At 72.2% G+C, this 20,299-nt stretch carries 20 protein-coding genes; 15 read left to right on the plus strand and 5 right to left on the minus strand.

The window, feature by feature from the left end; translation table 11 throughout:
• Positions 1–28: 28 nt before the first annotated feature.
• A complete protein-coding gene (locus ACFWPQ_RS11145) occupies positions 29–607 on the minus strand; it encodes a hypothetical protein (protein WP_384032181.1) in 579 nt (192 codons plus the stop codon).
• Positions 608–1,113: 506 nt separating this feature from the next.
• Between ACFWPQ_RS11145 and fmt the strand changes: the two genes are divergently transcribed.
• The 4 genes from fmt (at position 1,114) to ACFWPQ_RS11165 (ending at position 5,548) form a co-directional block, all read left to right on the plus strand.
• Complete coding sequence (fmt, locus tag ACFWPQ_RS11150) at positions 1,114–2,046, plus strand: methionyl-tRNA formyltransferase (protein ID WP_361299009.1); 933 nt, start codon at positions 1,114–1,116, stop codon at positions 2,044–2,046.
• 83 nt (positions 2,047–2,129) lie between these two features.
• On the plus strand, positions 2,130–3,548 hold the full coding sequence (locus ACFWPQ_RS11155) for an RsmB/NOP family class I SAM-dependent RNA methyltransferase (protein WP_384032183.1): 1,419 nt from the start codon (positions 2,130–2,132) through the stop codon (positions 3,546–3,548).
• Positions 3,549–3,739: 191 nt separating this feature from the next.
• Positions 3,740–4,426 (plus strand): ribulose-phosphate 3-epimerase, encoded by a 687-nt coding sequence (rpe, locus tag ACFWPQ_RS11160; RefSeq protein WP_384032185.1) that lies wholly within the window; start codon positions 3,740–3,742, stop codon positions 4,424–4,426.
• A gap of 78 nt (positions 4,427–4,504) precedes the next feature.
• The gene (locus ACFWPQ_RS11165; protein WP_384032187.1) at positions 4,505–5,548 is read left to right on the plus strand and encodes a sugar-binding transcriptional regulator; all 1,044 of its coding nucleotides are present in this window, start codon (positions 4,505–4,507) and stop codon (positions 5,546–5,548) included.
• A gap of 204 nt (positions 5,549–5,752) precedes the next feature.
• Here the strand turns inward: ACFWPQ_RS11165 and ACFWPQ_RS11170 are convergent, their stop codons facing one another.
• The 3 genes from ACFWPQ_RS11170 to ACFWPQ_RS11180 all read right to left on the minus strand — a co-directional run bounded on the left by ACFWPQ_RS11170 (position 5,753) and on the right by ACFWPQ_RS11180 (position 8,853).
• Positions 5,753–6,343: a TetR/AcrR family transcriptional regulator gene (locus ACFWPQ_RS11170; RefSeq protein ID WP_384032189.1), complete on the minus strand. Its 591-nt coding sequence runs from the start codon at positions 6,341–6,343 to the stop codon at positions 5,753–5,755.
• A 74-nt stretch (positions 6,344–6,417) separates the two neighbouring features.
• Positions 6,418–7,728: an MFS transporter gene (locus ACFWPQ_RS11175; RefSeq protein WP_384032191.1), complete on the minus strand. Its 1,311-nt coding sequence runs from the start codon at positions 7,726–7,728 to the stop codon at positions 6,418–6,420.
• Between the two features lie 171 nt (positions 7,729–7,899).
• The gene (locus tag ACFWPQ_RS11180) at positions 7,900–8,853 is read right to left on the minus strand and encodes a GlxA family transcriptional regulator (protein WP_384032193.1); all 954 of its coding nucleotides are present in this window, start codon (positions 8,851–8,853) and stop codon (positions 7,900–7,902) included.
• Positions 8,854–8,993: 140 nt separating this feature from the next.
• Between ACFWPQ_RS11180 and ACFWPQ_RS11185 the strand changes: the two genes are divergently transcribed.
• From ACFWPQ_RS11185 to ACFWPQ_RS11220, 8 genes are all read left to right on the plus strand, one after another.
• Positions 8,994–9,794 (plus strand): alpha/beta fold hydrolase, encoded by an 801-nt coding sequence (locus ACFWPQ_RS11185; RefSeq protein WP_384032195.1) that lies wholly within the window; start codon positions 8,994–8,996, stop codon positions 9,792–9,794.
• 151 nt (positions 9,795–9,945) lie between these two features.
• Positions 9,946–10,848: an MBL fold metallo-hydrolase gene (locus tag ACFWPQ_RS11190; RefSeq protein WP_384032196.1), complete on the plus strand. Its 903-nt coding sequence runs from the start codon at positions 9,946–9,948 to the stop codon at positions 10,846–10,848.
• A gap of 61 nt (positions 10,849–10,909) precedes the next feature.
• Positions 10,910–11,875: a Dyp-type peroxidase gene (locus tag ACFWPQ_RS11195; RefSeq protein WP_384032198.1), complete on the plus strand. Its 966-nt coding sequence runs from the start codon at positions 10,910–10,912 to the stop codon at positions 11,873–11,875.
• 7 nt (positions 11,876–11,882) lie between these two features.
• Positions 11,883–12,551, plus strand: coding sequence for an alpha/beta hydrolase (locus ACFWPQ_RS11200; protein WP_384032200.1), 669 nt, complete (start codon positions 11,883–11,885; stop codon positions 12,549–12,551).
• Between the two features lies 1 nt (position 12,552).
• Positions 12,553–12,864 (plus strand): barstar family protein, encoded by a 312-nt coding sequence (locus ACFWPQ_RS11205; protein WP_361299041.1) that lies wholly within the window; start codon positions 12,553–12,555, stop codon positions 12,862–12,864.
• Between the two features lie 161 nt (positions 12,865–13,025).
• The gene (locus ACFWPQ_RS11210; protein ID WP_384032202.1) at positions 13,026–14,468 is read left to right on the plus strand and encodes a GuaB1 family IMP dehydrogenase-related protein; all 1,443 of its coding nucleotides are present in this window, start codon (positions 13,026–13,028) and stop codon (positions 14,466–14,468) included.
• 86 nt (positions 14,469–14,554) lie between these two features.
• Positions 14,555–15,007, plus strand: a complete 453-nt coding sequence (locus ACFWPQ_RS11215; RefSeq protein WP_046726552.1) for an Lrp/AsnC family transcriptional regulator — start codon at positions 14,555–14,557, stop codon at positions 15,005–15,007.
• Positions 15,008–15,119: 112 nt separating this feature from the next.
• Positions 15,120–16,424 (plus strand): glutamine synthetase family protein, encoded by a 1,305-nt coding sequence (locus ACFWPQ_RS11220; protein WP_384032204.1) that lies wholly within the window; start codon positions 15,120–15,122, stop codon positions 16,422–16,424.
• 37 nt (positions 16,425–16,461) lie between these two features.
• On the opposite strand, the gene ACFWPQ_RS11225 is transcribed toward ACFWPQ_RS11220, so the two are convergent.
• Positions 16,462–17,202, minus strand: coding sequence for a GntR family transcriptional regulator (locus ACFWPQ_RS11225; protein WP_384032206.1), 741 nt, complete (start codon positions 17,200–17,202; stop codon positions 16,462–16,464).
• 235 nt (positions 17,203–17,437) lie between these two features.
• On the opposite strand from ACFWPQ_RS11225, the gene ACFWPQ_RS11230 reads away from it, so the two are divergent.
• From ACFWPQ_RS11230 to ACFWPQ_RS11240, 3 genes are read left to right on the plus strand one after another with little or no spacing between them, the layout of a single operon-like run.
• Positions 17,438–18,598 carry an ABC transporter substrate-binding protein gene (locus ACFWPQ_RS11230; protein WP_384032208.1) on the plus strand — a complete coding sequence of 387 codons (1,161 nt, stop codon included), beginning with the start codon at positions 17,438–17,440 and terminating at the stop codon, positions 18,596–18,598.
• A complete protein-coding gene (locus ACFWPQ_RS11235) occupies positions 18,595–19,494 on the plus strand; it encodes an ABC transporter permease (RefSeq protein ID WP_384032210.1) in 900 nt (299 codons plus the stop codon). The genes ACFWPQ_RS11230 and ACFWPQ_RS11235 overlap by 4 nt, the downstream gene beginning before the upstream one ends.
• On the plus strand, positions 19,479–20,297 hold the full coding sequence (locus tag ACFWPQ_RS11240; protein ID WP_384032212.1) for an ABC transporter permease: 819 nt from the start codon (positions 19,479–19,481) through the stop codon (positions 20,295–20,297). The genes ACFWPQ_RS11235 and ACFWPQ_RS11240 overlap by 16 nt, the downstream gene beginning before the upstream one ends.
• The last annotated feature ends 2 nt before the right edge of the window (positions 20,298–20,299 follow it).

A 20,299-nucleotide genomic window follows, 5' to 3' on the forward strand; every position in this document is an offset into this window, starting at 1 on the left:
CCGTGGTGTCGGTCGGCCGCTGGGTGCGTCAGCCGTTGCGCGGGCCGGGGAAGGCTGTCGGCCTGGCCTCGTCGCGGAGGGTGGGGCTGCCGGCGGTCGGCTGGGTCGGCATGGAGCGGGCGGCGGGGACCGTCGGCATCGTGGGCAGGCCGCCGCCCACGTTGATCGTGCGGGTGCCCGACGGTTCCGTGGACCGCTCGGGCTCGGCCGTGGCCGTGGCCGTGGCTGTAGCGGTGGCCGTGGCCGTTGTCTGGGTGGCGGCGCGACGGGCGCCGTAACGGCGGTGCACCGCCTGCTTGGTGACTCCGAGGGCGGAGCCCACCGCGTCCCACGAGAAGCCGAGTGAACGGTCGAAGTCCACGGCGGCCGTGACCAGGGTCTCGACACTGTCCCGGAGTTCCTGGGCGAGACGGACCGTCGGGGCGGGGGCGCGTCCGTAGACGACGAAGCCCGTGGACGGGCCGGAGCGGCGCGGGCGGTAGACGTTGCCCAACTGGGCGGTGAGCGTGCGTAGTGCGTCCACCTGTCGGCGGACCCGCTCGATGTCCCGCACCAGCAAGTGCAGGCTGGCCCGGGCCTGGGCGTCGTGGGTTGCGTGGTCGGCCATGAACAAGCCTCTCGAACCGGCGTTGAAAGGAATGGGCCGCGTCTGCGGCCCGTTGTGGTCAACTCTCTCTTGACCAACGCGTGGGCGCTCCGCTGGTCACGGTGTGGGGGCGTATGGGCATATGCGTACGCCGTGCGGCGGGGTTCGCGCCACCGGAGAGTTCTCCCACCCGCGCACCGCCCGTCCCAGTCGGCAGAGAGGTCGGGCGACCTGCGGGGGTACTCGCCGTCGGCGGCCGACCGTTGGTTGTGGTCGACCGTGTGCCGTGTGCCGTGTGCCGTGTGCCGTGTGCCGTGTGCCGTGTGCGGCCTGCGGCCTGCGGCCTGCGGCCTGCGGCGTGCGGCCTGCCGCCGTCGCTGTTCGGGTTCGGCGTTCGTGCTGTGCGGTCTGCGGGGGCCGTGGGGTGTCAGGCTGCGGGGTTGTGGTCTGGGGGTGGTGGTTGATCGGGGCGGCATAGACTTGTGCGTTGCCCGTGTTGATGTCGTTCGAGAGGGTCGCAGTCGCCCATGAAGCTTGTCTTCGCCGGTACTCCCGAAGTCGCCGTTCCCGCTCTGGACGCTCTCATCTCCTCGGGGCGGCACGAGGTGGCCGCGGTGGTCACGCGGCCCGACGCGCCGGCCGGGCGGGGGCGCAGGCTGGTCGCTTCGCCTGTGGCCGAGCGGGCGATGGAGGCCGGGATCGAGGTGCTGAGGCCGCTCAAGCCGCGCGATCCGGAGTTTCTGGAGCGGCTGAGGGAGATCGGGCCGGACTGCTGTCCGGTGGTCGCGTACGGCGCGCTGCTGCCGCGGGTCGCGCTGGACGTGCCGGCCCACGGGTGGGTCAACCTGCACTTCTCGCTGCTTCCCGCCTGGCGCGGGGCGGCTCCCGTGCAGCACTCCATCATGGGCGGCGACGAGATCACGGGCGCTTCCACGTTCCTCATCGAGGAAGGGCTCGACTCCGGGCCCGTCTACGGGACCGTCACCGAGGAGATCCGGCCCACCGACACCAGCGGTGACCTGCTGACCCGCCTCGCGTTCGCCGGGTCCGGGCTGCTCGCCGCGACCATGGACGGCATCGAGGACGGCACGCTCAAGGCCGTACCGCAGCCGGGGGAGGGCATCACCCTCGCGCCGAAGATCACCGTCGAGGACGCGAAGGTGGAATGGTCGGCGCCGGCGCTGCGGGTCGACCGGGTGGTGCGGGGGTGCACCCCGGCCCCTGGCGCCTGGACCACCTTCCGTGGTGAGCGGCTCAAGCTCATCCAGGTCACGCCGGTGCCCGAGCGGACCGACCTCGCCCCGGCCCAGATCGCCGTGGGGAAGAACAGCGTGCACGTGGGGACGGGGTCGTACGCGGTGGAACTGCTCTGGGTGCAGGCCCAGGGCAAGAAGCCGATGCGGGCCGCCGACTGGGCGCGCGGCGTGCGCATCGGCACCGGGGAGTCCCTCGGCGCCTGAGCGCCGTCTCCCAGCAGCGGCTTTCCGGCGTGCGCGGCGTACGCTGGGAGTCGCCTCATCCTCATACCCGGAGCACCTTTTTCGTGAGCGAGCAGTCCCGGCGGCCGCGCAGGCCCGCCAAGCCCTACCGTCGTCCCCAGAGGGACCCCGTCCGCATCCTCGCCTTCGAGGCGCTGCGCGCCGTGGACGAGCGGGACGCGTACGCCAACCTCGTGCTGCCGCCACTGCTGCGCAAGGCCCGGGAGAAGGGCGACTTCGACGGGCGGGACGCCGCGCTCGCGACCGAGCTGGTGTACGGGACGCTGCGCAGGCAGGGGACGTACGACGCGATCATCGCCGAGTGCGTCGACCGGCCGCTGCGCGAGGTGGACCCGCCGGTGCTGGACGTGCTCAGTCTGGGTGTCCATCAGTTGCTCGGGACGCGGATTCCCAGCCACGCCGCCGTCTCCGCCTCCGTCGAGCTGGCCCGGGTGGTGCTGGGCGACGGACGGGCCAAGTTCGTCAACGCCGTGCTCCGCAAGGTCACGCAGGACGATCTCGACGGCTGGATCGCACGGGTCGCGCCGTCCTACGAGGAGGACCCCGAGGACCACCTGGCCGTGGTGCACTCGCATCCGCGGTGGGTCGTCTCCGCGCTCTGGGATTCGCTGGGGGGTGGACGCGCGGGGATCGAGGAACTGCTGGCCGCCGACAACGAGCGGCCCGAGGTGACGCTGGTCTCCCGGCCCGGGCGGGCCACCACCGAGGAACTCCTCGGGGAGGAGGCCGCCGAACGGGGGCGCTGGTCGCCGTACGCCGTGCGGCTCACCGAGGGCGGGGAGCCCGGCGCCATCACGGCCGTGCAGGAGGGCCGGGCCGGTGTGCAGGACGAGGGCAGCCAGCTGGTCGCCCTCGCGCTCGCCAACGTGCCGGTCGAGGGCCCCGACGAGAAGTGGCTGGACGGCTGTGCCGGACCCGGTGGCAAGGCCGCGCTGCTCGCCGCGCTCGCCGCCGAGCGGGGGGCCGTGCTGCTCGCCTCCGAGAAGCAGCCGCACCGGGCCGGGCTGGTGGCGAAGGCGCTGCACGGCAACCCGGGGCCGTACCAGGTCATCGCCGCCGACGGCACCCGGCCGCCGTGGCTCCCCGGCACCTTCGACCGGGTCCTGATGGACGTACCCTGCACGGGGCTGGGCGCGCTGCGCCGCCGCCCGGAGGCACGGTGGCGCCGCCGTCCCGAGGACCTCGACAACTTCGCTCCGCTGCAGCGTGCGCTGTTGCGTACCGCGATCGACTCGGTACGGGTGGGCGGGGTGGTCGGGTACGCGACCTGTTCCCCGCATCTGGCGGAGACGCGGGCGGTGGTGCAGGACGTGCTGAAGCAGCGGCCGGAGACGGAGCTGGTGGATGCGCGTCCGCTGCTGCCGGGGGTGCCGGAGCTGGGGGAGGGGCCGGATGTCCAGCTGTGGCCCCATGTGCACGGCACGGACGCGATGTATCTGGCGTTGATCCGGAGGACTGGCTGAGGCTGAGGTGGGGGTGGGGACGCTCAGCGGCGCCGGCCGGGTGCCGCCCGGGAGAAGCGGCGGGCGAAGCGCCCCGTAAGGGGCGCGGGGAACTGCGCGAGCAACCCCCACCCACCCGCACCGGACCCACGACCGCAACCGCCCCCGAACCCCATTCGGCCCACCCCGTCGGGGCATGGCACGCTTGGGGCATGGCCGTGCAGATCAACCCCAGCATCCTGTCCGCCGACTTCGCCCGCCTCGCGGACGAGGCGAAGGCGGTCGAAGGCGCCGACTGGCTCCACGTCGACGTCATGGACAACCACTTCGTCCCGAACCTCACGCTCGGCGTGCCGGTCGTAGAGTCCCTGGCCCGTGCTACGGACACCCCGCTGGACTGCCACCTGATGATCGAGGCCCCTGATCGGTGGGCGCCGCAGTACGTCGAAGCGGGTGCCTCCTCCGTCACCTTCCACGTGGAGGCGGCCGCCGCGCCCGTACGGCTCGCGCGGGAGATCCGGGCTAAGGGCGCCCGGGCCTCCATGGCGCTCAAGCCCGCCACGCCCATCGAGCCGTACGAGGACCTGCTCCCCGAGCTGGACATGCTGCTGATCATGACGGTCGAGCCGGGCTTCGGCGGCCAGTCGTTCCTCGACATCATGCTGCCGAAGATCCGCCGCACCCGGGAGTTGATCAGCAAGCACGGACTGGAGCTGTGGCTGCAGGTCGACGGTGGAGTTTCCGCGTCGACGATCGAGCGGTGCGCGGACGCCGGAGCCGACGTTTTTGTGGCAGGTTCAGCGGTGTACGGGGCAAACGACCCGGCAGCGGCGGTACGTGCACTACGCACCCAGGCGGAGGCGGCCACCGCCCAGGCGTCGTGGGCGTGCGACCACTGAGGTACGGGAACGTGAACGGCTCCGATCAGGGCTGATCAAGTGCGCCGGATCTGCAAGGATGAACGGCGTATCCAGAGTGTGAACAGCAGTGAGGAGATGGCCGTGTCGGGTATGTCGGCGGGCCGGTCAGCCGTGCGGATGGGACCCGCAGAGCTGGTGCAGGCGGCGGCCATGGCCCGCCGCTTCTACCTCGAGGGCAAGTCCAAGATCCAGATCGCTGAGGAGTTCGGCGTCAGCCGCTTCAAAGTGGCCCGGGTACTGGAGACTGCCCTCGAAAGGGATCTCGTACGCATCGAGATCCGCGTGCCGGCCGAACTGGACGCCGAGCGCTCGGACGCGCTCCGCGCCCGCTACGGCCTGCGGCATGCCGTGGTGGTCGAGTCCCCGGCCGAGGCGGAGGAGACCCCGGACCCCGAGAACCTCGGCGAGGTCGCCGCGGACCTGCTCGGCGAGCTCGTGAACGAGGGGGATGTGCTCGGCCTCGCCTGGGGCCGGTCCACCATCCACATGGCGGCCGCGCTCGACCGGCTGCCGCCCTGCACGGTGGTGCAGCTGACGGGCGTGTACGACGCGGGGACCTCCGAGCGCGGCTCGGTCGAGGCCGTCCGGCGCGCCGCCCAGGTGTCGGGCGGCGACGCCCACCCCATCTACGCGCCGATGCTGCTGCCGGACGCGGCCACCGCGGCCGCGCTGCGCAACCAGACCGGGATCGCCCGGGCCTTCGAGTACTTCGACAAGGTCACGGTCGCCTGTGTCTCCATCGGCTCCTGGGAGGCCGGCATCTCCACGGTGCACGACATGCTCAGCGACGAGGAGCGGGCGCACTATGCCACGCTCGGTGTCGCCGCCGAGATGGCCGCGCATCTTTTCGACGCCGACGGCCGCCGGGTGGGGCGGGACCTGGGGGAACGTTGCATCACGGTCAAGGCCGACCAGTTGCGCCGTATCCCCGAGGTCGTCGCGATCGCGGGCGGGCAGCGCAAGGCGGCCGCGATCGACGCGGTGCTGCGGTCGGGGCTGGTCACCAGCCTCGTCACCGACACCTCGGCCGCCGACTACCTGATGACGGCCGGGACCACCCCCAAGCCCGCGCTGAACCGCGCGGACCCGGACGGTCCCTGACCGGGCTGCCGGGATCATGGCATCGCCGCGGCAGCCGGTCTGACAACGCTGCCGCGGCGGGTGGGGCCGTCACCCCATAGAGCCTTCTCGCGATGGAGCCTTCTCGGCGTCCGTCGCGTCGTCGCTCCGATGTCCGTGCACGGTACGGAAGTTGGTGACGAGCCGGAGCGGGGAGAGGTGGTGCGGGGAGAGGTGGTGCGGCCCTCAGGAGCGGGGCTGCAGTGCCGCGTCGATGAGGATGGCGGCCGCCTCCCGGGCGACCGCGCCCACCGACGGGTCGCGGTCCATCCGCGCGGACACCCCGCCCCCGTCGTACAGCAGGTGCAGCCGGCGGGCGAGTGCCTCGGGGTCCGGGGCGCCCGCGTCCCGGGCGAGGCCGGTGAACAGGGCCCGGACCCAGGCCCGGTAGGCGTCGGAGGCCTCCTCGATGGCGCTGCCGTGCTTGGCCTCCGCACTGGCCGCGACGAAGGCGCACCCGTGGTAGTCCTGCTCGGTGAACAGCTCGGCCTGGGCGTCGAAGACGGCCAGCAGCCGGTCCCGCGGGGTGTCGGCGCCGTCGACCCCCCGCAGCAGCCGCTCGGTCAGCTTGGCGTGCCGGGAGTCGAGGTAGGCCCGGATGAGCTGTTCCTTGCCGCCGAAGGTGTTGTACAGCGAGGCCTTGGCGACCCCGGCGTGCTCGATGATCCGGTCGATCCCGACCGTCTGCACGCCCTCCGCGTAGAACAGCTCGTTCGCCGCCGAGAGCAGCCGCTCCCGTGCGGTGGGGGCCTTGGCAGCGGTCGACGCCTTCGTCATGCCACTCACCTTCCCGTCCCTTCCAGATTTCGGGTCCATGGCTGATGCATGGCTGACCAGACCGGTCTACTCGGTCATCGTGCCTGTGTGAGGCTCTCGGGCTGCTCCGCCCGGACCGGGACCGCCTGCGGGCCGCCGGACGCCACCTTCACGCCGGGCCCGCTCTGCGGCCTGCCGTGCCGCACCAGCAGGGCGGAGAGGGCCAGCAGCGCCAGGGCGATGATCACCGCGCCGTACTCCTCGGAGGTCGGGACGAGCCCGCCCCCGTGCACCACCAGGGCGCCGGCGGCGACCGAGGGGACGCCCATGCCGAGGTAGGCGACGACGAACAGCAGGGACAGCACACCGGAGCTCTCGTGGGGCTTCGTCAGCGGCAGCACGGTGCGGATGCCGCCCTGGAAGCCGCTGCCGAAGCCGGCGCCGGCGACGGCCGTGCCGACGAAGAACAGCGCCGGCGCGCTCAGGTCCACGGCGACCAGGGTCAGGGCCACTCCGGCGACGAGCGCGCCGATGCCGGTGTACATCACGGTCGTGGCCTGTGCCTTGCGCAGGGCGAGGATCGAACCGGCCGAGACGAACGCGAGGACGAAGAGGCCGAGGCCGCCGTAGACGGCGGAGGTGGAGCCGACCAGGGTGCGGACCAGGGCGGGGCCCAGGGAGCCGTAGAACCCGGCGAGTGCCCAGACGGCGAAGATGACGGGTGCGGCGGCCAGGACCGCGCCGCGGACCGTGCGCGGCAGCCTGATCTCGGGCACCAGGCTGGCCAGGGCGCCCGGCCGCCTGGTGACGGTCTCGTCGATCAGGGCGACGGCGACCGCCTGGGCCACGAACACGGTCAGCAGGCCGAGGTAGATCGCGTGGGTCGGGGCGGGCAGGTACTGCACGACGAAGCCGCTGAGCAGAGAGCCCGTCGCGGTGCCGAGGCCGGGGGCGAAGGCGTTCGCCAGGGTGCCGCGGGAGCGGTCGAGGTCCATCATCGCGGCGCCGACCGCGCCGAGGGCGGCGCCGGTGGACAGGCCCTGGACGATGCGGGCCAAGAGCAGTTCGCCGACGCCTCCGGCGGTGGTGAACAGCAGCATCGCGGCGGCCTGGGCGGCGATCGCGGCGATCAGGACCGGGCGGCGGCCGACGTGGTCGGACAGCTTGCCGAGGACCAGGAGGCCGGAGAGGACGGCGATCGCGTAGACGCCGAAGACGACCGTGGTGGTGATCGGGGTGAACCCCCACTCGGCCTGGTAGGTCGCGTAGAGCGGGGTGGGCGCGCTGGAGGCGGCGAGGAAGGAGACGACGACGGAGGCGAGCAGGTAGAACGCGACGCGCGGCGGGATCGGCCGGTGAGACGCCCTGGTGCGCTCGGTGCGTTCGTGCGGTGCGAGGTGGTTCATCGGAGATCCTTCGCGGGGACGGGGCCGAAGAGCGTCGGTTCGGAGGTCCTTGTTGAGTAGACCGGTCTGTCTAACTTGCCTGGTAAACCGCATGGACAGGTCTGTCTATTCCGCCGGGCGAAAGATTCTTCCGAGAGATTCTTCGGGAAATTCTCCGTGCCGCGGCCGCGCTCAGGCGGCGTCGCCGGTCGCACGGAACGCACGCCGGTACGCGGTGGGCGTGGTGCCGACGGCGTCCCGGAAGCGGGCGCGGAGGTTGGTGCCGCTGCCCAGACCGCTCCGGGCGGCGATCTGCTCGATGCTCAGGGTGGTGACTTCCAGGAGCTCGCGGGCGTGGCCGACGCGGGCGGTGAGCAGCCACTGGTGGGGGGAGACCCCGGTCTCCTGCCGCCACATGCGGACCAGGGTGCGCGGGGAGACCCGGGCGTGCCGGGCGAGGACGTCGAGCGGGAGCGCCTCGTCGAGGTGGCGCAGGGCCCAGTCACGGGTGCCGGCGAGGGTGTGGGCGGTGGCGGCGGGCAGCGACCGGTCGATGAACTGGGCCTGGCCGCCGTCCCGGTGCGGAGCGGCGACCAGTTCCCGGGCGATCTCGTTGGCGACGGCCGCGCCGAGGTCCTTGCGGACCAGGTAGAGGCACAGGTCGATGCCGGCGGTCACCCCGGCGGAGGTGAGGAGGCGGCCGTCGTCGATGTAGAGGACGTTGCGGTCGACGCGCAGGCGGGGGTGGAGGCGTTCGAGGTCGTCGGCGCTTGCCCAGTGGGTGGTCACCGTTCGGCCGTCGAGGAGACCGGCGGCCGCGAGGGCGAAGGCGCCGGTGCAGATGGAGGCGATCCGGGCGCCGCGGCCGAAGGCGCGCCGCAGGGCCGCGGTGACCTCGGGTGCGGGTGGCCGTCGGTAGTCGTCGTATCCCGGCACGATGATCGTGTCCGCGCGGGCCAGCGCGGACAGTCCGGCCGTCGTGCCGACCGTGAACCCGGTGCTGGTGGTGACACTGCCGCGGGTCGCGCCGCAGACCGTCAGCCGGTACGGGGTGCTGGGCCGCGGATTGAAGATCTGGGTGGGGATGCCCAGGTCGATGGGGAGCACACCGGGCAGCGCCAGGACCGCGACACGATGAGGGACCATGGCTCGAATACTACGACCGCAACAAAGCGGCCTCCGGTGCACCGCGCCGGATCGCGTCGGTTCCGGGCTGTCCCGAAAGTTGCGGACCGTGGCGGACGAGCCCGTTTCCGGCCGGGCAGAGCCGGACGACGATCGGATCCATGAGCGCATCCACCCCGATCGGCCGGTACTTCGACGTCCAGGGCGGTCAGGTCTACGGCCACGTCCGCGAGGGCGACGGACCGGCCCTCGTCCTCCTCCACTACTGGGGCGGCTCCCGTCGCACCTGGCGGCCGGTCCTCGAACTCCTCGGCCCCACCCAGGCCTTCGTCGCCTACGACCATCGCGGCTGGGGCGCGTCCGCCGCCGTGCCCGGGCCGTACGGCATCGAGCAGCTCGCCGACGACGCCCAGCAGGTCGTCGGCCGGCTCGGCTACGACGAGTTCGTCGTCGTCGGCCACTCCATGGGCGGAAAGGTCGCCCAGGCCCTGGCCTCCCGGCGCCCGGCCGGGCTCAGGGGCCTGGTGCTCGTCGCGCCCGCGCCGCCCGCCCCGGTCGGGGTGACGCCCGAGTTCCAGGAGGCCCTCTCGCACGCCTACGACAGCGCGGAGACCATCGGCCGGAGCATCGACCAGGTGCTGACCGGCCGGCCCCTCGGCGGCGCCCTGCGCGGCCAGGTCCTGGAGGACAGCTCCGGTGCGGCGGAAGCCGCCCGCTCGGCCTGGCCGCGGCAGGGACTGGTCGAGGACCTCTCCGGCAGCGTCGGGAAGATCGACGTACCCGTGCTGGTGCTGGCCGGCGGCGCGGACAAGGTCGACCCGCCGCAGGTGCTGCGCGAGCACCTGCTTCCGCTGATCCCCACCGCGACCCTCACCGAGCTGGACGGCGTGGGCCACCTCTCCCCACTGGAGGCGCCGGACCTGGTCGCCCGGCACCTCGCGGACTTCCTCCGCACCCTGTGAGCAGCACCGGGCCGGGCCGCGAGGGCGGTCCGGGGGCCGGTCCGGGGGGCGCGGTCCTCACGCGTTCATGTGATGCCGCGTCCGCGGAGGCTCATGCTGTGATCAGGATCGGTCGGTGCGCGAGCCGCACTCACGGCAGAAGGAGACCACCATGACCGCATTCGCCCCCATCCCCGATTTCGCCCGCGGTCCGGACATCCCCCCGTCCGGCTACCTGGTCACCGAGCTGGGCGGTGGTGCCTACGGCGTCACCAGCGGCGTCGACAACACCGTGTTCCTGGTGACCAGGAAGGGCGTGGTGGTCGTCGACGCCCCGCTGGACCTGGACGACCGGCTGCTGCAGGGCATCGAGGAGGTGACCCCCAGGCCGGTCACCCACCTGATCTACAGCCACGCGCACGCCGATCACATCGGCGCCGCGCACCTGCTGGCCCGGGACGGCGTGCGGATCGTCGCCCACGAGCTCACCGGCAGGTTCATCGAAGAGGCGCGGGACAGCAGGCGGCCGCTGCCCACCGAGACGTTCAGCGGGACCCGGCACGAGCTGACCGTCGACGGCGAGCGGATCGTCCTGGAGTACAAGGGCGACTGGCACCAGGCGGGCAACCTCTTCATCCATCTCCCGGAACAGCGGGTCCTGGCCGCGATCGACAGCTTCTCGGTCCGCAACGCGCCGTTCTTCCGCCTGCTCTTCGCCGCCCACGTGCCCGCGTACTTCGACGCCATGGACCAGATGCTGGAGTACGACTTCGACACCGTCGTCTCCGGACACATGGACCTCTTCGGCACGCCCGAGGACGTGCAGACCAACCGCGAGTACCTCCACGACCTGCGCTCCGCCGCGGCCGAGGCGCTGCGTACGGTCGACCTGCGGGAGGCCGGCGCCGGGCTCCCGGACAACAACAAGCAGGCGCAGCTCAAGGTGTGGATGGACAGGGTCGTCGCCCGCGCCGCCGAGTTGATGCCGACGGGCTGGGAGAAGCGGATCGGCGGGACGGACATCTTTCTTTCCGACAATCTCAACGCCGTCGCGTGGAGCGTCTTCATCGACTGAACGCCGTCAACCCCGAGTATGTGTACGACAGGCCGAGTGCCGATCGCATCGGGAGGACGCGTTGACCACTGAACCCCAGTCCGTGCCGGGAGCCGAACCGCAGCCGGTGCTCGGCCCGTTGACCACCGCCGCGATCTTCCTGGTGCTCACCGTCCGCCCCGGCGGCGAGGAGACGGCACGGGAGGTGCTGGGCGATCTCCGCGCGCTGGAGCGCAGCTTCGGGTTCGGTACCCCGGAAGCCGCGCTGAGCTGTGTGGCGGGGATCGGCTCCGCGGCCTGGGACCGCCTGTTCGACCACCCCCGCCCGGCGGGCCTGCACCCCTTCCGGCCGCTGCAGGGGTCCCGGCACACCGCGGTCGCCACCCCCGGCGATCTCCTCCTGCACATCCGGGCCACCCGGTTCGACCTGTGCTTCGGACTCGCCGCCGAGCTCATGAGCCGGCTGCGCGAGGCGGTGACCGTCGAGGACGAGGTGCCGGGCTTCAAGTACCTCGACGCCCGCGACCTGCTGGGCTTCGTCGACGGCACCGAGAACCCGGTCGGCGCCGCCGCCCGGCGGGCCGTCCTGATCGGGGCGGAGGACCCCGGCCATGCCGGCGGCAGCTATGTGATCGTGCAGAAGTACGTCCACGACCTCGACGCGTGGAACGCGCTGCCCGCCGAGACGCAGGAGCGGATCATCGGGCGTACCAAGGCCACCAACCTCGAACTGGGCGAGCCCGCCTCCCACGTGGACCTGAACACGATCACCGGACCGGACGGCGAGGAACAGCAGATCCTGCGGGACAACATGCCGTTCGGCAGCCCCGGCGGCGGCGAGTTCGGCACCTACTTCATCGGGTACGCCCGGACGCCGGACGTCATCGAGCAGATGCTGCGGAACATGTTCCTCGGCACCGCCGACGCCACCCACGACCGGATCCTCGACTTCTCCACCGCGATCACCGGCACCCTCTTCTTCGTGCCGTCCGACGACTTCCTTGACGACCTGCCCGCGCTCCCCGGAGCCGGCCAGAGAGGACAATGACACAGATATGTCCGCGCATGTGATCGTGCTGCCGGGCGGCGGCTACGTGCAGCACGCCCGACACGAGGCCGAGCCGGTCGCCGAGTGGCTCACCGGGCTGGGGCTGGGCCTGGCGGCGAGCGTCTTCCGCTACCCCCTCGACGTCCGGCATCCGGTGCCCCTGGAGGCGCTGCGCGCCGAGATCCGGCGCCTGCGCGCCGAAGGGGCCGACCGGATCGGGCTCGTGGGGTTCTCGGCGGGCGGGCATCTCGCGGGTCTGGCGGCCCTGGCCGCGGACCACGACGTGCGGACGTCGGTGCAGTTCGCCGTGCTCGGCTACGCCATCACCTCGATGGAGACCGAGACCTACCGGCCCTCGCGGATCGTCCTGCTGGGCGAGGACGCCTCGCCGGAGCTGCGCCGGGCCACCTCGCTCGACGCGCTGGTGACCCCGGCGGCGCCGCCGTTCTTCCTCTGGCACACGGCGGAGGACCCGTACGTCTGGCCGGAGCACACCTACCGCCTGGCCACGGCCCTGGCCGCCAACGACGTGCCGCACACCGTGCACGTCTATCCCCACGGTCCGCACAGCCTGGGCCTCGCCCACGGCGCGGGCGAGGCCTCGACCTGGACCCGCTCGGCGGCGGCCTGGCTGGCCGAACAGACCGGTCCCACCTCCTCACTTGGACGCCACTGAGATGACGACGAGCCCGCATCTGCTCACGCTCGACCTCACCGGGGTCGCCGACAAGGCCGGCCTCATGGAGCGGGTCGCCTCCGGCCTCGGGCTGCCCGACTGGTTCGGGCGCAACTGGGACGCCCTCACCGAGAGCCTCGGCGACACCTCGTTGTGGCCGCCGGAGGCGGTCGGACGCGGGCTCCTGGTCGTCGTCACCGGGTGGCAGGGATACGCGCGGACCAGACCGGACGAGTGGGAGACGGCCCGGCGGGTGTTCACCGACGCGTCCGCCGACGAACCCGCGCTGACCGTCACCCTGGCCCCTCAGTGAACTCACCGTTGCTCCCGTAGTTTCCTCCAAATGAGCCCTGACCTGCCTGGACCTTCGTCCCGGGCATGACGTACCGGTCCGCATGGGAGAATGAAGTACGTGCTTTTCCCCCTGGCCGGCCGGTCCGGGGGTCACCTCTGATCGACCGGGATGTGCGGCACGTGCGTTTCCTCAATGACCTCCAGCCCCCGTACGACCTGACGTACGACGACGTCTTCATGGTGCCGAGCCGCTCCGCGGTCGGCTCGCGTCAGGGCGTGGACCTCAACTCGCCGGACGGCACGGGCACCACGATCCCGCTGGTCGTCGCGAACATGACCGCGATCGCGGGCCGGCGGATGGCCGAGACGGTGGCGCGGCGCGGCGGACTCGTCGTGATCCCGCAGGACATCCCGATCGACGTGGTCACCGATGTCATCACCTGGGTGAAGAGCCGGCACCTGGTGCTGGACACCCCGATCGTGCTGGCCCCGCACCAGACCGTCGCCGACGCGCTCGCCCTGCTGCCCAAGCGGGCGCACAACGCCGGTGTCGTCGTCGACGAGGACGGCCGCCCCGTCGGTGTCGTCACCGACCGGGACCTCACCGGCGTCGACCGCTTCACGCAGCTCGCCGAGGTCATGTCCCGCGACCTGCTGCTGCTCGACGCGGACATCGACCCCCGCGAGGCCTTCAACAAGCTGGACGGCGCCAACCGCCGCTACGCCCCGGCGGTCGACGGCGACGGCAAGCTGGCCGGCATCCTCACCCGCAAGGGCGCCCTGCGCGCCACCCTGTACACCCCGGCGACCGACGCCCAGGGCAGGCTGCGGATCGCCGCCGCCGTCGGCATCAACGGCGACTTCGCGGACAAGGCCAAGCAGCTGCTCGACGCGGGCGTCGACACGCTCGTCATCGACACCGCGCACGGCCACCAGGAGTCGATGATCAGCGCGATCAAGCTGGTCCGCGACCTCGACCCGCACGTCCCGATCGCGGCCGGCAACATCGTCTCCGCCGAAGGGGTCAAGGACCTTGTCGACGCCGGCGCGGACATCATCAAGGTCGGCGTGGGCCCCGGCGCCATGTGCACCACCCGCATGATGACCGGCGTCGGCCGGCCGCAGTTCTCGGCGGTCCTGGAGTGTGCCGCCGAGGCGAGGAAGTACGGCAAGCACGTCTGGGCCGACGGCGGTGTCCGGCACCCCCGTGACGTCGCCATGGCGCTGGCCGCCGGTGCGTCCAACGTGATGGTCGGCTCCTGGTTCGCGGGCACCTACGAGTCCCCGGGCGACCTCCAGCAGGACGCCGACGGGCGGCTGTACAAGGAGTCCTTCGGCATGGCCTCCGCGCGCGCGGTGCGCAACCGCACGTCGGACGAGTCGGCCTACGACCGGGCCCGCAAGGCGCTCTTCGAGGAGGGCATCTCCACGTCCCGGATGTTCCTCGACCCGGCCCGGCCGGGCGTGGAGGACCTGATCGACTCGATCATCGCGGGCGTGCGGTCGTCGTGCACCTATGCCGGTGCCGGGTCGCTGGAGGAGTTCGCCCAGAAGGCGATCGTCGGGATCCAGAGCGCGGCGGGGTACGCGGAGGGGAAGCCGCTGCACGCGAGCTGGAGCTAGGGGGTCGGCGCCGTCGGGCTCGTGTTCTACTTCGTGTACGGCTGTCGCCGGTCCCGTCCTGCACCACCTGAGAGCTGAACGACCCCTTGCTGAACGATCTCGACGAACGCATCGTGCACGCCCTCGCCGAGGATGCCCGCCGCTCCTACGCGGACATCGGGCAACTGGTCGGCCTGTCCGCGCCCGCCGTGAAACGGCGTGTGGACCGGCTGCGCGCCACGGGGGCGATCACCGGGTTCACCGTGCGGGTCGATCCGGCGGCCCTCGGCTGGGAGACCGAGGGGTTCGTCGAGATCTACTGCCGACGCAACACGTCCCCGGAGACCATCCAGCGGGGCCTGGAGCGCTACCAGGAGGTGGTGGCCGCGTCGACGGTCACCGGTGAGGCCGACGCGGTCGTGCAGGTCTTCGCCTCCGACATGCGGCACTTCGAGAGGGTGCTGGAGCGGATCGCGGGGGAGCCGTTCGTGGAGCGGACCAAGTCGGTGCTGGTGCTGTCCCCGCTGCTGCGGCGCTTCTCGTCGGGTGCGCCGGGCTGAGCCGGGCGCACCGCTCGGGTGCCTCCGGAGCGGGCCGGCTGTCCCTGGTCCGCGCCCTGGGCAGCCGTACGATCAGCGCCCATCCGAGCGCGACGGCCGAGGAGCAGCCCGCATGACACAGCAGAAGCAGCCGAACGGCTCCCTCGCCGCGGCGCTCGCCGACGGTTCCCTGCGCGAGGTCGAGGTCGCCTGGTCCGACCCCTACGGCCGGGTACAGGGCAAGCGGATACCCGCGGCCCGCTACCCCGAGGCCGCCGCCGGCCGGGGCGTCGGCTTCTGCGACGGCTCGCTCGCCTGGAACGCCCTCGGCGAGGTGCAGACCGCCGCCGGACTCGGCGCCCCCGAGCGCGGCTACCCGGACGCCTACGCCGTACCCGATGCGGCCACCTACCGGCCGCTGCCCTGGCGGCCGGGGGCGGGACAGGTGCTGTCCGACGTGTACGGCCACGACGGCGCGCCCTCGCCGGCCTCGCCCCGCGCGGTGCTGCGCCGGGTCCTGGACCACCTGGCCGGGCTCGGGTACGGCGTCCGGGCCGCCCTGGAGCTGGAGTTCTACCTGCTGCGCCCGGACGGCGGTCCGCTCCCGCAGGGCCTGCACGCCTACTCGCTGGAGCTGGCGAACGAACTCGACCCGCTGCTCGGCCGGTTCACCGACGAGCTGACCGCGTTCGTGCCCGTCGAGAGCGTGCTCACCGAGTACGGGCCCGGCCAGGTGGAGCTGAACCTCGCTCACCAGGACGCGCTGACCGCGGCCGACGACGCCTTCCGGCTGCGCTACGCGGTACGTGAACTGGCCCGCCGCGAGGGCCTGCTGGCGACCTTCATGGCCAAGCCGCTGAACGGGCGGTCGGGCAGCTCCGCGCACATTCACCTGTCGTTGTGGCAGAACGGCGAGCCCGCGTTCGCGCCCGAGGCGGGAGCGGCGAGCAGGACCGCGCGGGCCGCCGTGGCGGGCCTGGTGCGGCACCTGCCCGGGCTGACCCTCTTCGGGGCGCCCACCGTCAACTCGTACAAGCGCTTCGAGCCCGGCGGCTACGCCCCGCACCGGGCCGACTGGGGCGGCGACGACCGTACCGTCGCCGTCCGCTCGCTGGTGGACACCCCGCACTCCAGCCGGATCGAGCTGCGCACCCCCGGAGCGGACGCCAACCCGTACCTGGCGCTGGCCGCCGCGCTCGCCGCCGTCGCCGCGGGCCTGGAGGACGGCCTGGACCTGCCGCCCGCGGACCGGGCCCCGGCGCCGCTGCCCGCCACCCTCGCGGAGGCGGCGGCCGCGGCCCGTGCCGACCGGCGGCTGGCCGCGCTGCTCGGCGAGGACGTCGTCCACGACCACGCCGTGCTCGCCGACTCCGAGTGGCACGCCTACACGACCCAGGTGACCACCTGGGAGACGGACCGCTATCTCAGGAACCCGTGAGCACCGTCGAAGACGCCCCGCACGGCCCGCACCGCTCCTACTCCGCGGTCTTCCTGGCCAGGGCGTTGTTGCCGATGGAGTTGTGCACGCTGAAGCTCACCGCGTCCGAGCGGTAGCGGTCGTCCGACCACTCCACCGGACGGCCCTCCCGCGTCGTCGTCACGCGCCGTACCCGCAGCAGCGGGCTCGTGCGGCGGATGCCGAGCAGTTCCGCGTCCTGCGCCCCGGCCGCCACCGCGTCGATCACGTGCTCGCCGTACGCGAAGACCAACCCGGTCTCCTCGTAGAGCCGTTGGGTGACCGACGGGCACTCGGGCTCTATCGCCTCGACCGCCGGGGAGATCCAGTCCGCGTACACCGTCCGCTCCAGCAACACCGGCTCGCCGTCCAGGCCCCGCACCCGGAGCACGTGCAACACCGGGGTTCCGGCGGGGAGCTGGAGGCGGACCGCGTCCTCCTGGGCGGCGGGCCGGTAGTCCTGGGACACCACGTGTCCCGTCGCCTCGCGGCCCATCGCCTTCGCCCACTGCGCGAAGCTGCGCAGCTCCGCGAAGCTCTGGCTGCGGCGGCTGGCCAGGACCACCCGGCGGGCGCCCTGGCGGGAGCCGATCAGCCCCTCGGCGGTGAGCGCCGCGACCGCCTGCCGGACCGTCCCGCGGGAGACGGCGTACTCCGCGGCGAGTTCCGTCTCCGAGGGCAGCCGGCTGCCCACGGTGTACTCCTCACGGTCGATGGCGCGCCGCAGCTCGTCGGCGATCTCCTCGTGTCGCGCCGTCATGCTTCCCCTCTGAGTAGGCGGCTGTGCACAGCGTGACCAGGGTAATCGACGCTCCTGGGTGATTCGTGTCAGCCCCGAACCGGCCAGGACTGTGCAGGGAATTGGGGCTCATGGTTTATGCGGTGTTCACATTCCCGACACCCGCGCCGGGCGTACTAGGGCCAACTTGTTCAGACAAGTTCGCCCGGTGCCACCCACAGCGCCACCCACCCTCGTGTGTACTCCTGGAGAGACCGTGACCGTGTCCCTGCCGAGAACCGCCCTCCTCGGCGGCTCCCTCGCCGCCGTAGCCGCGCTTGCCCTCAGCGCCTGCGGCGCCGCCCCCGACAACACGTCGTCCACCACCTCCGACGGCAAGAACGCCGCCACCGCCGCCTCCGCCGCCGACCTCGGCGGCATGGACAAGCTGGTCGCCGCCGCCAAGAAGGAGGGCACGCTGCACATCATCGCGGTGCCCCGCGACTGGGCGAACTACGGCGCCATCATCGACGGCTTCAAGAAGAAGTACGGCATCAAGATCGAGGACGAGAGCCCCGACGGCTCCAGCCAGGACGAGATCACCGCGGTGACCTCGCGCAAGGGCCAGGACCGCGCGCCGGACGTGCTCGACCTCGGCTCGTCGTTCGCGCTCAGCGCCGCCCAGCAGGGGCTGCTCGCGCCCTACAAGGTGACCTCGTACTCCGACATCCCCACGGGCCAGGCGGACCCGCAGGCCCGCTGGTACAACGACTACGGCGGCTACATCTCCATCGGCTGCGACGCGAAGCGGGTCAAGACCTGCCCGACCACCTTCGCCGACCTGCTCAAGCCGGAGTACAAGGGCCAGGTCGCCCTCAACGGCAACCCGACCAAGTCGGGTTCGGCGTTCGGTGGCGTGTACGCGGCGGCGCTCGCCAACAAGGGCTCCTTCGACGACATCCAGCCCGGCCTCGACTTCTTCGCCAAGCTGAAGAAGAACGGCAACTACACGCCCGTCGAGTCCACCCCGGCCACCGTCGAGAAGGGCGAGACGCCCATCTCCATCGACTGGGACTACCTGAACGCCGGCTACGCCGACGAGTTCAAGTCCAAGGGTGTCGACTGGAAGGTCACCATCCCGAGCGACGGGCAGTACGCCCAGTACTACTCCCAGGCCATCAACAAGGACGCCCCGCACCCGGCGGCCGCCCGCCTGTGGCAGGAGTACCTGTACAGCACCGAGGGCCAGAACCTGTGGCTCAAGGGCTACGCCCGCCCGGTCCTGATGAGCTCCATGGAGAAGGCCGGCACGCTGGACAAGACCGCCGCCGCCAAGCTCCCCGCGGTCACCGGCACGCCGACCTTCCCGACCGAGGCCCAGCAGGACAAGGCCAAGACGGTCCTCGCGACGGGCTGGTCGAAGGCCGTCTCCGGATGACGGCCACGCTCACGCGGGCCGACGTGGCGTCCGCCGCTTCCCAGAAGCGGCGGCGCCGCGCCCCCGGCTGGCTCGCCGTCGTCCCGCTCCTCGCCTTCACGGCCGTCGCCTTCGGGCTGCCGGCCGTGGCCATGCTGAACGGCGCGTTCACCGTCAAGGACCCGACGAGCGGGGTGTCCTCGTACACCGGGCGGAACCTCAGCGACTCCCTCCAGGGGCCGTACCTCACCGCCCTCGTCGGCAGCGTCAAGCTGTCCGCGCTCTCCGCCCTCATCGCCGCCGCCCTCGGGCTGCCGCTCGCGCAGGCCGTCGTCAGCTCGCGCTCCCGGGCGCTGCGCGAGGCCGTGCTCACGGCCTCCGGCGTGCTCGCCAACTTCGGCGGTGTGCCGCTGGCGTTCGCGTTCGTCGCGACCCTCGGCAACGCCGGTGTGCTGACGACACACCTGCACCTCACGGACCACGGCTGGAACCTCTACAGCTTCTGGGGCCTGGTCCTCGTCTACCTGTACTTCCTGATCCCGCTGATGGTCCTCACCATCACCCCGGCCCTGGACGGGCTGCGGACGCAGTGGCGGGAGGCGGCCCTCAACAACGGCGCCACCGGCGTGCAGTACTGGCGGTTCGTGGCCCTGCCGGTCCTCGCGCCCTCGCTGCTCGGCGGGCTCGTGCTGCTCTTCGGCAGCGCCTTCGCCGCCTACGCCACCGCCGCCGCGATGGTCGGCAGCGCGGTCCCGCTGGTCACCCTCCAGATCGCCGACGCCATCTCCGGCAACGTCCTGGTCGGCCAGGAGAACGTGGCCCTCGCCCTGAGCCTGGACATGGTGCTGGTGGCCGGCGTGGTGATGGCCCTGTACCTGCCCCTGCAACGACGGAGCGCCCGATGGCTCGACGCCTGACCCCCTGGCGCTGGGCCGTCCTCGGCCTGGCCGCCCTCTACTTCCTGGTCCCGCTGGGCGCCTCCGTCGTCTTCACGGTCGACGTGCCCGGCCAGGGCGTCACCTTCGACGCCTACAGCCAGATCCTGTCCGCCGACGGCTTCCTCTCCAGTCTGGTCCTCTCACTGGAACTGGCCGTCGCCACCATCGCCGTCGTGCTGCTGCTGATGGTGCCCGCCATGGTCGCCCTGCGGCTCAGCGCGCCCAAGCTGCGCCCGGTCGTCGAGATCCTCTGCTCCCTGCCGCTGGTGGTGCCGCCGATCGCGTTCGTCGCCGGCATCGCGACCGTGCTCAAGTGGGGCCCGGACTACCTCTCCCGGACCCCGCTGTTCGAGACCTTCGTCGCCATCCAGAACCCGACCTTCCCGGTCGTCCTGGTCCTCGCGTACGTCGTGATGGCCCTGCCCTTCGTCTACCGGGCGCTGGACGCCGGGCTGCGCGCGATCGACGTGCGGACCCTCGTCGAGGCGGCCCGCAGCTGCGGGGCGAACTGGCCGCAGGCGCTCGTGCGGGCCGTGCTGCCCAACCTGCGCGGGGCGCTGCTCAACGCGGCCTTCCTCACCCTGGCCCTTGTGCTGGGTGAGTTCACGGTCGCCTCGCTGCTGGGCTACCAGCCCTTCGCCGTGTGGATCTACAACGTCGGCGGCTCCCAGGCCCAGATGTCCGTCGCCGTCTCCGTGCTCAGTCTCCTGGTGACCTGGGCCCTGCTCCTCGCGCTCGCCGGTGCCGGCGGCCGTGACCGAACCGCTTCCTCCCGGGGATGACA

It is taken from the genome of Streptomyces sp. NPDC058464 (assembly GCF_042721035.1).
GTDB lineage: Bacteria > Actinomycetota > Actinomycetes > Streptomycetales > Streptomycetaceae > Streptomyces.